General features: G+C 74.3%; 10 protein-coding genes. 8 read left to right on the top strand and 2 right to left on the bottom strand.

Translation table 11 applies throughout. The features are described 5' to 3' along the window. Positions 1–9: 9 nt before the first annotated feature. Together WIS52_RS03975 and WIS52_RS03970 are read left to right on the top strand one after the other, a co-directional pair. Positions 10–954 (top strand): alpha/beta hydrolase, encoded by a 945-nt coding sequence (locus WIS52_RS03975; protein WP_349296690.1) that lies wholly within the window; start codon positions 10–12, stop codon positions 952–954. After that, positions 951–2,537, top strand: a complete 1,587-nt coding sequence (locus WIS52_RS03970) for a flavin-containing monooxygenase (protein WP_349296689.1) — start codon at positions 951–953, stop codon at positions 2,535–2,537. Before WIS52_RS03975 ends, WIS52_RS03970 begins: the two co-directional genes overlap by 4 nt. A 114-nt stretch (positions 2,538–2,651) precedes the next feature. Here WIS52_RS03970 and WIS52_RS03965 read toward each other — a convergent pair whose 3' ends face one another. Continuing rightward, positions 2,652–3,449, bottom strand: a complete 798-nt coding sequence (locus WIS52_RS03965) for an IclR family transcriptional regulator (protein ID WP_349296688.1) — start codon at positions 3,447–3,449, stop codon at positions 2,652–2,654. Positions 3,450–3,569: 120 nt separating this feature from the next. Between WIS52_RS03965 and hutU the strand changes: the two genes are divergently transcribed. The 5 genes from hutU to WIS52_RS03940 are packed head-to-tail and all read left to right on the top strand — an operon-like array spanning position 3,570 to position 10,534. Beyond that, entirely contained in the window at positions 3,570–5,240 is a 1,671-nt protein-coding gene (gene hutU, locus WIS52_RS03960) for a urocanate hydratase (protein WP_349296687.1), read from the top strand. Then, positions 5,237–6,457 (top strand): allantoate amidohydrolase, encoded by a 1,221-nt coding sequence (locus WIS52_RS03955; protein WP_349296686.1) that lies wholly within the window; start codon positions 5,237–5,239, stop codon positions 6,455–6,457. The genes hutU and WIS52_RS03955 overlap by 4 nt, the downstream gene beginning before the upstream one ends. Further along, on the top strand, positions 6,454–7,839 hold the full coding sequence (locus tag WIS52_RS03950; RefSeq protein WP_349296685.1) for a formimidoylglutamate deiminase: 1,386 nt from the start codon (positions 6,454–6,456) through the stop codon (positions 7,837–7,839). Before WIS52_RS03955 ends, WIS52_RS03950 begins: the two co-directional genes overlap by 4 nt. Next, entirely contained in the window at positions 7,836–9,044 is a 1,209-nt protein-coding gene (hutI, locus tag WIS52_RS03945; RefSeq protein ID WP_349296684.1) for an imidazolonepropionase, read from the top strand. Before WIS52_RS03950 ends, hutI begins: the two co-directional genes overlap by 4 nt. Then, positions 9,041–10,534, top strand: coding sequence for an aromatic amino acid ammonia-lyase (locus WIS52_RS03940; protein ID WP_349296683.1), 1,494 nt, complete (start codon positions 9,041–9,043; stop codon positions 10,532–10,534). Before hutI ends, WIS52_RS03940 begins: the two co-directional genes overlap by 4 nt. A gap of 20 nt (positions 10,535–10,554) precedes the next feature. Here the strand turns inward: WIS52_RS03940 and ctaD are convergent, their stop codons facing one another. Further along, positions 10,555–12,306: an aa3-type cytochrome oxidase subunit I gene (gene ctaD / locus WIS52_RS03935; protein WP_379610057.1), complete on the bottom strand. Its 1,752-nt coding sequence runs from the start codon at positions 12,304–12,306 to the stop codon at positions 10,555–10,557. A 186-nt stretch (positions 12,307–12,492) separates the two neighbouring features. Here ctaD and WIS52_RS03930 point away from each other — a divergent pair, with 186 nt between their 5' ends. After that, on the top strand, positions 12,493–12,657 hold the full coding sequence (locus WIS52_RS03930; RefSeq protein WP_349296682.1) for a hypothetical protein: 165 nt from the start codon (positions 12,493–12,495) through the stop codon (positions 12,655–12,657). The last annotated feature ends 26 nt before the right edge of the window (positions 12,658–12,683 follow it).

Here is a 12,683-nt window from a genome sequence, read left to right as displayed (position 1 = left end):
GAGGTTCCCATGGTCTACGCCTTCGACCCCGATCTCGCGCCCGTGGCGCCGCTGATGCCGAGGTTCGACATCGCGGACGTCCCCGCCGCGCGGGAGCAGACCCGCGAGTTCGAACGGCAGGCACCGCCCCTGCCCGACGCCCCCGGCCTTCTCGACGAGGAGGTGCACGTCCCCGCCACCGGTCCGGACCGGACCGTCCGCTGCCGGGTCTTCCGGCCCGCGGACGACGCGCCCGGCGCGCCCGCGGTGATCCACCTGCACGGCGGGGCCTTCGTCGCCGGCAGCGTCGACCTGGAGGCCGGCGACGCCCGGCGGTTCGCCGCCGAGCTCGGCGCGGTCGTGGTGTCGGTCGACTACCGGCTCGCCCCGGACCACCCGTATCCCGCCGCGCTGGACGACGTGCACGCCGTCCTCGAGTTCCTGGCCGGCGGCGCATACGGCGTCGACGCCGACCGGATCGCCGTCGCCGGGCAGAGCGCCGGTGGCGGTCTGGCCGCGGCGCTGACCCTGCGCGTCCGCGACCACGGCGGCCCCACGCTGGCCGGTCTGTGCCTCAGCATCCCGGAGCTGGACCACCGGCTGGACACACCGTCCATGACGGCCTACGACGACACCCCCATCTGGACGCGGACCGACGCCCATCGCAGCTGGGCCTACTACCTCGGCGACACCGATCCCGTCCCGGCGTATGCCTCGCCGGCCGTCGCCGAGGACCTGACCGGACTCCCACCCGCCTACGTCTCGGTGTGCGAGTTCGACCCGCTCCGCGACGAGGGGATGGCCTACGCCTCCCGCCTGGTGCAGGCCGGCGTGCCCACCGAGCTGCACCTGTTCCCCGGCACGTTCCACGGCGCCGAGATGGTGGCGGGCGCTGCCGTCGCCGAGCGGATGGTCGCGGAGAAGACCGCGGCGCTGGGGCGGCTGCTGCGCGCCCGTGCGGGGGTGACCCTGTGACCGACCACGACGTCGTCGTCATCGGGGCCGGGTTCGCCGGCCTGCACCTGCTGCACAGCCTGCGCGGCCGCGGCCTGCGCACCCACGTGTTCGAGCGCGGCTCCGACGTGGGTGGCACCTGGTTCTGGAACCGCTACCCGGGCGCGCGCTGCGACACCCCGAGCCTGTTCTACGCCTACTCGTTCGACCCCGGGCTCGAGGCCGAGTGGCGGTGGGAGGAGCGCTACCCGTCCCAGCCCGAGCTGCTCGCCTACCTGCAGCACGTCGCCGACCGGTTCGACCTGCGCCGCGACATCAGCCTCGGCACGACGGTCGAGAGCGCCGAGTTCGACGAGGCCACCGACACCTGGCGGGTCCGCACCGGCGACGGCGCCGAGGTCACCGCCCGCTACGTCGTCACCGCCGTCGGCTGCCTGTCGGCCGCGCAGGACCCGCGGTTCCCCGGCCTGGACGGGTTCGCCGGCCGGGTCCTGCACACCGGGCACTGGCCGGCCGAGGAGGTCGACGTGTCCGGCCTGCGGGTCGGCGTGATCGGCACCGGGTCGTCCGGGATCCAGGCGATCCCGGTGCTGGCCGAGCAGGCCGGGCACCTGACCGTCTTCCAGCGCACGGCCAACTTCTCGCTGCCCGCGCGGAACCGGCCGCTGGAGCCCGGCGAGCACGAGTCGGAACGGCGCGACACCCCGGACCTGTGGGAGCAGGCCCGTCGCTCGCCGGCGGGCGCGCTCTGGAACGCGGGCGACGAGGCCCTGGTCGGCGCCGATCCGGGTGCGGTGCGCGCGGAGCTGGACCGCCGGTGGGAGTTCGGCGGAGCCGGGTTCATGACCGCCTACACCGACATCGCGGTCGACGAGAAGGCCAACGACGTCGTCGCCGACTACGTGCGGGACCGGATCCAGGACATCGTGGACGATCCGGAGACCGCGCGGGTGCTCAGCCCGCACGACCACCCCATCGGCACGAAGCGGATCTGCGTCGACACCGACTACTACACCACCTACAACCGGGCGAACGTCGCGCTCGTCGACCTGCGGGAGAGCCCGATCGAGCGGTTCACCGCCGACGGCATCGTCGTCGGCGGACGGGAGGTGCCGCTCGACGTCGTCGTGCTCGCCACCGGGTTCGACGCGATCACCGGCCCGCTCGACCGGATCGCGATCACCGGCCCCGGCGGGTCGTTGCGGGACAAGTGGTCGGCCGGTCCGCGCGCGTACCTGGGACTGGCCAGCGCCGGTTTCCCGAACCTGTTCATGGTCACCGGCCCGGGCAGCCCGTCGGTGCTCAGCAACATGGTGGTGTCCATCGAGCAGCACGTCGACTGGATCGTGGCGTGCATCGACCACCTCGTCGCCGACGGCGTGTCCCGGTTCGCACCGACGGTCGAGGCCGAGGACGCCTGGGTGGCGCAGGTCAATGAGATCGCGGACATGACGCTGATGCCGCGCGCCGCGTCCTGGTACATGGGCGCCAACGTCCCGGGCAAGACGCGGATCTTCATGCCGTTCGCCGGCGGGGTGGGGGCCTACCGGGAGATCTGCGACGGCGTCGCCGCGGACGGCTACCGGGGCTTCGCCCGGGACTGATCGACCCCGGCTCCGACGCACCTCACACCCCCTGGCTCCACCTCACACCCGCCGCGACGGGTGCGAGATGCGTCCAGGGGGTGTGAGGTGCGCGCTGCGGCCCGGTGTGCCGGGCTATCTGGAGGTCGTGAACCAGCCGGGCGGCGCGACCCCGGACAGCCGTCCGGTCAGCACCTGCGCGGCAGCCCGGACCGCGGCGGCGACCTCGTCGGCGCCCTCCGTCGACCGGTCCCGCCGCCGGGTCACGCTGAACGCCGCGACCGGGCTCCCGTGGTGGTCGAACGCGCACGCGCCGATCGACTGCATCCCCTCGGTGATCATCCCGTCCTCCAGTGCCCAACCGCGGTCGCGCTCGGCCGCGAGCAGCGTGCGGAGCTCCCCGAGCGACGCCGGGCCGGTGCCGGTGCGCCTCACGAGTGCCGACGGCGCCGGGAACAGCGCGCGCAGCTGGGCGGGCCCGAGGTGCGCGAGCAGCGACCGGCCGTTCGCGGTCAGCGACGCGGGCAGCCGGACTCCGACCTCGGTGACCAGCGAGACCGGGAACGCCTGGCGCCGGGGACGTTCCTTGACCAGGTAGAGGGTGTCCGGCCCGTGCAGGATGCCGAGGTGAGCGATCTCGCCGGTCCGGGCGGCGAGGCGCCGGGCCAGCGGACGGCCGAGCTGCTCCAGTGACCCGTGCCGCAGGTAGGCGCTGCCGACCTCGAACGCCGCGACACCGAGCCCGTAGGTGCGCTGGTCGGGGTAGTGCACGACGAAGCCGCGCTCGGTCAGCACCTCCAGCAGGTGGTAGGCCGACGACCGCGGGATCGCGAGATCCCGGACGAGTGCGGCGCCGGGCACCGGGCCGGGGCGCCCCGCCAGGTAGCGGAGCACGTCCAGCGCCCGGCCGACGGCGGGGGAGGTGCTGCTCACGGGGGACCTCCCGTCGCGTACGTCTCGGATCCGAGACGACCTTAGTGCTGCGGGCCTGTGCCCGGCGGTGCTGATGGGCTGCACTCGACGCACGCACGTTCCTCCGACCCTGGAGACCCGATGACGCCCTCACCGGCCCGCCCCGCCGTGCGCGCCCCGCGCGGCACCGAGATCTCCTGCCGCGGCTGGCAGCAGGAGGCCGCGCTCCGGATGCTGATGAACAACCTCGACCCCGAGGTCGCCGAGCACCCGGAGGACCTCGTCGTCTACGGCGGTACCGGGCGCGCCGCCCGCAGCTGGCCGGCGTTCGACGCGATCGTGACGTGCCTGCGCGACCTCGCCGACGACGAGACCCTGCTCGTCCAGTCCGGCAAGCCGGTCGGCGTGCTGCGCACCCACGAGTGGGCGCCCCGGGTGCTGATCGCCAACTCGAACCTGGTCGGCGACTGGGCCGACTGGACCCAGTTCCGCAAGCTCGAGGCCGCCGGGCTCACCATGTACGGGCAGATGACCGCCGGCTCGTGGATCTACATCGGCACCCAGGGGATCCTGCAGGGCACCTACGAGACCTTCGCCGCCGTCGCCCGCACGCGGTTCGGCGGCTCGCTGGCCGGCACCATCACCCTGACCTCCGGACTCGGCGGGATGGGCGGCGCCCAGCCGCTCGCCGTCACCATGAACGACGGCGTCGCGCTCTGCATCGAGGCCGACCCCACCCGGATCGAGCGCCGGATCGCGCACCGCTACCTCGACGTGCGGGCCGATGACCTGGACGACGCCCTGCGCCGCGCCGTCACCGCGCGCGACGCCCGCCGGCCGCTGTCCATCGGGGTGCTCGGCAACGCCGCCGAGGTCGTCCCCGAGCTGCTGCGCCGCGGGGCGCCGATCGACGTCGTCACCGACCAGACCTCCGCCCACGACCCCCTCGCGTACCTCCCGGTCGGGATGGAGGTCGCCGACCTGCGCGCCGCCGCCGCGGCCGACCCCGACGGCGTCACCACCCGGGCCCGGGCCGCGATGGCCGCGCACGTCGAGGCGATGGTCGGGTTCGCCGACGCCGGCGCCGAGGTGTTCGACTACGGCAACTCGATCCGCGACGAGGCCCGCCGCGGCGGCTACAAGCGAGCGTTCGACTTCCCCGGCTTCGTGCCCGCCTACATCCGGCCGCAGTTCGAGTCCGGGCGCGGCCCGTTCCGCTGGGCCGCACTGTCCGGCGACCCGGCCGACATCGCAGCCACCGACCGCGCGATCCTCGAGCTCTTCCCGGAGAACGAGTCCCTGCGCCGGTGGATCACGATGGCGGGGGAGCGGGTCGCGTTCGAGGGGCTGCCGGCCCGGATCTGCTGGCTCGGCTACGGCGAGCGCCACCGGGCGGGCCTGCGGTTCAACGAGATGGTGGCCTCCGGTGAGCTGAGCGCGCCGATCGTGATCGGCCGCGACCACCTCGACTCCGGCTCGGTCGCCTCGCCGTACCGGGAGACCGAGGCCATGCTCGACGGCTCGGACGCGATCGCCGACTGGCCGCTGCTGAACGCGCTGGTCAACACCGCGTCGGGGGCGACCTGGGTGTCGCTGCACCACGGCGGTGGGGTCGGCATCGGCCGCTCCCAGCACGCCGGGCAGGTCTGCGTCGCCGACGGCACCGCGCTCGCCGCGGCGAAGCTGGAGCGGGTGCTGACCAACGACCCCGCCACCGGGGTGATGCGGCACGTCGACGCCGGCTACCCGCACGCGGCCGCGGTGGCCGACGAGCGGGGTGTGCGGATCCCGATGCGGTCCGGCGCCGAGTGAGCAGCTTCGACGGGCTCTGGGCCGACCTCGCGGCCGTCGGCCGGCACCCCGGCACCGGCGGCTACCGGCGCTACGCCTGGAACGACGCCGACCTGACCCTGCGCGAGTGGTTCACCGGCGCCGCGACGGCCCGCGGGATGGACGTCGAGCGCGACCGCAACGGCAATCTGTGGGCCTGGTGGCTGCCGTCCGGGTGGTCGGGGGACCCGGTCGACGCCGTCGTCACCGGGTCGCACCTGGACTCGGTGCCCGACGGCGGCGCGTTCGACGGGCCGCTCGGGGTCGTCTCGTCGTTCGCCGCGGTCGACGCGCTGCGCGCCGAGGGGGTCCGGCCGCGCCGCCCGCTCGGCGTCGTCGCGTTCGTCGACGAGGAGGGTGCCCGCTTCGGCGTCGCCTGTACCGGGTCGCAGCTGTCCACCGGCGCGCTGGATCCGGACCGGGCCCGCGGGCTGCGCGACGCCGACGGGCGCACCCTGGCCGAGGTGCTCACCGGCACCGGGATCGACCCGGCCGGGCTGGGCCGCGACGAGACGCTGGCGTCGCGGGTCGGGTTGTTCGTCGAGCTGCACGTCGAGCAGGGCCGCGCGCTGGACCGGCTCGGCGCGCCGGTCGCGGTGGCGTCGTCGATCTGGCCGCACGGCCGGTGGCGGCTGAGCTTCACCGGCGAGGCGAACCACGCCGGCGCGACGCGCCTCGCCGACCGGCACGACCCGATGCTGCCCTACGCCGCGACCGTCGCCGCGGCGCGCGAGCGGGCCGCCCAGCACGGCGCGGTCGCGACGTTCGGCAAGGTCGCGGTCGCCCCGAACGGCGCGAACGCCATCGCCTCCGCGGTGATCGCCACCCTGGACGCGCGCGCCCCGTCCGGCGCCGTGCTCGACGCGCTCACCGCGGACCTGTTCGCCGACGCCGCCCGGCACGCCGCCGCCGAGGGGACCGCGGTCGAGATCGGCTCCGAGTCGCTGTCGCCGATCGTCGAGTTCCCGGACGGGCCGCGGGACCGGATCCGCGCGGTGCTCGGGCCGGACCTGCCGGTGCTCCCGACCGCCGCGGGCCATGACGCCGGCGTCCTGGCCCCCGAGGTCCCCACCGCGATGCTGTTCGTGCGCAACCCGACCGGGGTCTCGCACTCGCCGCACGAGCACGCCGAGCGGGACGACTGCCTGGCCGGCGTCGACGCGCTCACCGCGGTCCTGCGCGACGGGATCGCGCCGTGAGCGGGGCGAGCTCGTGGTGGTGCGCGCACGTCTGGACCGGCACCGGCACCGTCGAGCACGACGTGCTCGTCACCGTCGACGACGGCCGGTTCACCCGGGTCGAGCCCGGCACCGCCCGCCCCGCGGGGGTCCCGGTGCTGCGCGGCCTCGTCGTCCCCGGCCTGGCGAACGCGCACTCGCACGCCTTCCACCGGGCGCTGCGCGCCCGCACCCAGCGCGACCGCGGCTCGTTCTGGACCTGGCGGGACCTGATGTACCGGGCCGCGGACCGGCTGACCCCGGACAGCTACCGGGAGCTCGCCATCGCGGTGTTCGGCGAGATGGCGCTGGCCGGCATCACCTGCGTCGGCGAGTTCCACTACCTGCACCACGACCGCGGCGGGACCCGCTACGCCGAGCCGAACGAGACGGGGCTCGCGCTCGCCGACGCCGCCCGCGCCGCCGGGATCCGGCTCACCCTGCTCGACACCTGCTACCTCAGCTCCGATGTGGACGGCAGCCCGGTCGTCGGGACACAGGCGCGCTTCTCCGACGGCTCCGGCGACGCCTGGGCCGCCCGGGTGGACGAGCTGCACCGCAGTCTGTCCGGTGTGGACGGCATCGTGGTCGGCGCCGCCGTGCACTCGGTGCGCGCGGTCCCCACGGCACACCTGCCCGCCGTCGTCGAATGGGCCGCGGCCCGGCGGGCGCCGCTGCACGCGCACGTCGCCGAGCAGACCGCCGAGGTCGCCCGCTGCCTCGAGGTGCACGGCCGCACCCCGGTCGAGCTGCTGGGTGACCACGGCGTGCTCGGCCCCCGGACCACCGCCGTGCACGCCACCCACCTCACCGGCACCGACATCGCGACCCTGCACGCCACCGGCACCGGGACCTGCTTCTGCCCGACCACCGAACGCGACCTGGGCGACGGCATCGGCCCGGCGCCCGCACTGCTCGCCGGCCCGCCCGGCGCCGGTCCGTTCAGTCTCGGCTCGGACAGCCACGCGGTGATCGACCTGCTCGAGGAGGCCCGCGCGGTCGAGCTGGACGAACGGCTGCACCGCCGGGAACGCGGCGTGCTCGCCGCGGACACCCTGCTGACCTGCGCCACCCGGCACGGGCACCGCGCCCTCGGCCACACCGACGCCGGGACGATCACCCCCGGCGCCCGCGCCGACCTGGTCGCGCTCGACCTGGAGTCGGTGCGCACCGCCGGCGGCGGGCCGACCGCGGAGACCGCCGTGTTCGCGGCGAGCGCGGCCGACGTCACCGACGTGATCGTCGACGGCCGGGTGGTCGTCCGGGAGGGTCGGCACCGGACACTGTCCGACCTGCCCCGCCTCCTCGCCACCGCCGTCTCGGCGCTGCTGGACCCCGACGCGACCGGAAAGGACGCCGCATGACGACGCTGTACACCGGGATCGGCCAGCTGGTCACCAACGACCCCGCGCAGGGCGACGGGACCGAGCTGGGGGTGCTGACCGACGCCGCCGTCGTCGTCGACTCCGGCCGGATCGCCTGGGCCGGGCCGGCCGACCGGGCGCCGGACGCCGACCGCCGGGTCGACTGCGAGGGCGACGCCGTGGTCCCCGGCTTCGTCGACAGCCACGCCCACCTGGTGTTCGCCGGGCACCGGGCCGAGGAGTTCGCGGCCCGCGCGAGCGGGCGGAGCTACACCGCGGGCGGTATCCGCACCACCGTCGCCGCGACCCGGGCCGCGGACGACGAGACCCTCGCCGCCGGCGTCACCGGGCTCGCCACCGAGATGCTCGCCGCCGGGATCACCACCTTCGAGTGCAAGAGCGGCTACGGCCTGACCGTCGACGACGAGCGGCGCGCGCTGGAGATCGCCGCCCGGTCCACACCGGAGACCACCTACCTCGGCGCGCACGTCGTCCCGGCCGAGTTCGCCGACCGCCGAGACGACTACGTCGAGCTCGTCCGCGGCCCGATGCTCGACGCCTGCGCGCCGCACGCCCGCTGGGTGGACGTGTTCTGCGAGTCCGGCGCGTTCGACGCCGACGAGTCCCGCGCCGTCCTGACCGCCGGGCGGGACCGCGGACTCGGGGTGCGGGTGCACGCCGGGCAGCTCGGCGAGGGCGACGGGGTGCGCCTGGCGGTGGAGCTCGACGCCGCCGCCGTCGACCACTGCACGTTCCTGTCCGACGCCGACGTCGAGGCCCTCGCCGGCAGCTCGACCGTCGCGACCCTGCTGCCCGGCGTCGAGTTCTCCACCCGCACCCCGTGGGCCGACGGGCGGCGGCTGCTCGACGCCGGCGCGCGGATCGCGCTGGCCACCGACTGCAACCCGGGCAGCTCGTTCACCTCCAGCATCGGGTTCTGCATCGCGCTCGCGGTGCGGCACATGGGGCTCAGCCCCGCCGAGGCGCTGCACGCGGCGACGGCCGGGGGAGCGGCGGCGCTGCGTCGCACCGACGTCGGCGCGATCGTCCCCGGTGCCCGGGCGGACCTGGTCCGGCTCGCTGCACCGTCCTATGTGCACCTGGCGTACCGGCCGGGGGTGCCGCTGGTCCGCGAGGTCGTCGCCGGCGGGGCCCGGTACACGGTCGGGCGCCGACCGGCCCCGGTCCCCGAGGGAACGGCATGACCGGACCGGACGGCACAGCCGCGCCCGGCAGTGGTGCGCCCGGGCCGAACTCCCTCGTCATCGACGGCAGCACCCTGAACTGCGGCGACGTCGTGCGCGTCGCCCGCGGTGGGGTGCCGGTCACGGTCTCCCCGGACGCGATGAAGGCCGTGCACCTGTCCTACGAGACGGCGTGCGCGGCGAGCTCGGCCCGCCCCGTCTACGGGCGCACCACCGGCGTCGGCGCGAACCGGGACGCGGTCGTGGGCACCAGCGACGCCGAGACGCACGACCTGCGGCTGCTGCTCAGCCACGCCGCCGGGGTCGGCGAACCGCTGGACGACGACGTCGTGCGTGCCGCGATGCTGATCCGGCTCAACCAGCTCGCGGCCGCCGGGAGCGGTATCCACCCGCGGTTCGTCACCGCACTGGAGACGGCGCTGCTCGGCGACGCCGTGCCCGTCGTGCACGACGGCGGGTCGATCGGCACCGGCGACCTGTCCGGCCTCGCCGAGATCGCCCTGGCGCTGACCGGGCACCTGCGCTGGGGCCGCGGGGCCGTGCCGCCGATCCCGCTCGCGCCCGGCGACGCGCTGGCGTTCCTGTCGTCGAACGCGATCACGCTGGCCCGGGCCGTGCTCGCCGGCGAGGAGCTGGGCCGGCTGCTGCAGGCCGCGCACACCGTGACGGCGCTGTCCTACTGCGCGCTCGGCGGGTCACCCGAGGCGTTCGCCGAGGTGGTGCACGCCCGGCGTCCGCACCCGGGCGCGGTACGCGCGGCCGCGCGGATGCGGCAACTGCTGTGGCACGAGGGCGACCTGAGCCCGGGGCGCCGCATCCAGGACCCGTTCGGGCTACGGGCGTTCCCGCAGGTGCACGGCCCGGCGCTGGACAGCGTCGATCAGTTGCGCCGGATCCTGCAGATCGAGGTGAACGCGGCCGCCGAGAACCCGCTGATCGACGTCGCCACCGGCGGGGTGTTCCATCACGGCCAGTTCTCCACCGCCTACGCCGCCCTGGCGCTGGACCACCTGCGCGCCGCGGTGCACCACGTCGCCGAGCTGTCCGCGGCCCGCCTCGGCGACCTGGTGGAACCGGAGTACACCGGGCTGGCCCCGTTCCTGGCCGGCGGCCCGGCCGGCAGCTCGGGCGTGATGATCCTCGAGTACGTGGCGCACGACGCGCTGGGCCGGCTGCGGCACTCGGCCGGCCCGGTGACGATGGGGACCTCGGTGATCTCGCGGGGCGTCGAGGACCACGCGAGCTTCACCCCGCACGCCGCCCGCAGCACGGCCGCGGCGGCCGGGAACTACCGCACCGTGCTGGCCTGCGAGCTCGTCGCCGCCGTCCGGGCGCTGCGGCTCGCCGAGACCGCGCCGCACGGCCGGCTGCTGGCCGCGTCGTTCTCCGAGCTGGACGGGCTGCTGCCCGAGATCGTGGCCGACCACCCGCTCGGCCCGGAGGTGGAGCTCGCCGCGGGGGCGATCGACGGGCTGGCCGGGCCCACCTGAGCGCCGAGCCCGCCTGGGTATCAGCCGTCGTCGGGACCCCGGCCGACCTCGTCGTAGACCATGTTCCGGCCGGCGTGCGCCTCCGCCTTCGCCCGCTGCGCGATGTGCGGGTAGTGCAGGTCGAACGCGGGGCGCTCGGACCGGATCTTCGGCAGCTCGGTGAAGTTGTGCCGCGGCGGCGGGCAGCTGGTCGCCCACTCCAGGGAGTTGCCGAAACCCCACGGGTCGTCGACGGTGACCACCCGGCCGAACCGGTAGCTGTGGAAGACGTTGTAGAGGAACGGCAGCGTCGAGATACCGAGCAGGAACGCGCCGATCGTCGAGATCGTGTTGAGCGTGCTGAACCCGTCGGAGGGCAGGTAGTCGGCGTAGCGGCGCGGCATCCCCTCGGCGCCCAGCCAGTGCTGCACCAGGAACGTCATGTGGAAGCCGATGAACATCGTCCAGAAATGGATCTTCCCGAGCCGCTCGTCCATCATCCGGCCGGTCATCTTCGGGAACCAGAAGTAGATCCCGCCGAACACCGAGAACACGATCGTCCCGAACAGCACGTAGTGGAAGTGGGCCACGACGAAGTAGGTGTCGGAGAGGTTGAAGTCGATCGGGGGAGCGGCCAGCAGCACCCCGGTGAGGCCGCCGAGCAGGAACGTCACCAGGAATCCGGCGGCGAACAGCATCGGGGTCTCGAAGGTGATCTTCCCCTTCCAGAGCGTGCCGACCCAGTTCACGAACTTGATCCCGGTCGGGACCGCGATCAGGAACGTGGTCAGGGCGAAGAACGGCAGCAGCACCGCCCCGGTGGCGTACATGTGGTGTGCCCAGACCACCACCGATAGCGCCGTGATCGCGAACCCGGCGAAGACCATGCCCTTGTAGCCGAACAACGGCTTCCGGGCGAACACCGGGATGATCTCGGTCATGATCCCGAAGAACGGCAGCGCCACGATGTAGACCTCGGGATGGCCGAAGAACCAGAACATGTGCTGCCAGAGCACCACTCCGCCGTTCGCCGGATCGAACACGTGCGCGCCGAGGTGCCGGTCGGCCAGCAGCCCGAACAATGCCGCGGTGAGCACTGGGAACGCGATGAGGATGAGGATCGCGGTGAAGAAGATCATCCAGGTGAAGACCGGCATCCGGAACATGGTCATCCCGGGCGCGCGCAGGCAGACCACCGTCGTGACCATGTTGACGGCGCCGAGGATCGTCCCGAGCCCGGCGATGACCAGGCCGGTGATCCACAGGTCACCGCCCGGACCGGGCGAGCGGATCGCGTCGGACAGCGGGCTGTAGGCGAACCAGCCGAAGTCGGCGGCGCCGCCCGGGGTCAGGAACCCGGACAGCACGATCAGCCCGCCGAACAGGAACAGCCAGTAGGAGAACGCGTTCAGCCGCGGGAACGCGACGTCCGGTGCGCCGATCTGCAGCGGCAGGATGTAGTTCGCGAAACCGAACAGGATGGGCGTCGCGTACAGCAGCAGCATGATCGTGCCGTGCATGGTGAACAGCTGGTTGTACTGCTCGGTGGAGAGGAACTGCAGTCCCGGGCGCGCCAGCTCGGCCCGGATCAGCAACGCCATCGCACCGCCCGCGAGGAAGAACCCGAACGCGGTCACCAGATAGAGGACGCCGATGTCCTTCGGGTCGGTGGTGCGCAGCATCGCGAGGAAGCGGTTGCCCTTGCCGGGCGGTCGCGGGCGCGGCGTCGGACGGATCGGGTGGGGCACGAGGCCGGGGACGGCGCCTCCCGGTGCCGGATCCGTGCGCGTCATGCGGCCGTTCTACCCCTGGATGACCTGCGGCACACCGGTTCTCGACGACGCGTTCGGGACGTCGGGGACGGCCGTCGCAGCGGGTGCGCTTTCTCCCGCCGCTGAGCCGGACGCGGGGACCTGCACTCCGACGACGCCACGGCCTGAGCCGCGCCCCGGACCGTTGCGCGGGCGTACGGTCGGAGCATGCTTGCGCTGATCGGTGTGCTGCTCGTCGTCTGGCTGGTGCTCGCGGTCCTCGGCTTCGTGGTCAAGGGCCTGCTCTGGCTGGCGGTCATCGGGATCGTCCTGTTCGTCGCCACCGCGGCGTGGGGTGCGGTGAAGCGGCGCACGAACGCCGGGCCGAGGTAGCACCACCGCCGCGCGAGCCGGGCACG

It is taken from the genome of Pseudonocardia nematodicida (assembly GCF_040105385.1).
Classification (GTDB): Bacteria; Actinomycetota; Actinomycetes; order Mycobacteriales; family Pseudonocardiaceae; genus Pseudonocardia; species Pseudonocardia nematodicida.
The sequence above is the reverse complement of the archived record's forward strand: the minus strand, read 5'-3'. Positions and strand labels throughout refer to the sequence as shown.

What these genes read in the sequence shown, in the direction of transcription:
- WIS52_RS03975 (WP_349296690.1), top strand. Translation starts at nt 10, where the DNA reads ATGGTCTACGCCTTCGACCCCGATCTCGCGCCCGTGGCGCCGCTGATG.
- hutU (WP_349296687.1), top strand. Translation starts at nt 3,570, where the DNA reads ATGACGCCCTCACCGGCCCGCCCCGCCGTGCGCGCCCCGCGCGGCACC.
- hutI (WP_349296684.1), top strand. Translation starts at nt 7,836, where the DNA reads ATGACGACGCTGTACACCGGGATCGGCCAGCTGGTCACCAACGACCCC.
- WIS52_RS03940 (WP_349296683.1), top strand. Translation starts at nt 9,041, where the DNA reads ATGACCGGACCGGACGGCACAGCCGCGCCCGGCAGTGGTGCGCCCGGG.
- ctaD (WP_379610057.1), bottom strand. Translation starts at nt 12,306, where the DNA reads ATGACGCGCACGGATCCGGCACCGGGAGGCGCCGTCCCCGGCCTCGTG.
- WIS52_RS03930 (WP_349296682.1), top strand. Translation starts at nt 12,493, where the DNA reads ATGCTTGCGCTGATCGGTGTGCTGCTCGTCGTCTGGCTGGTGCTCGCG.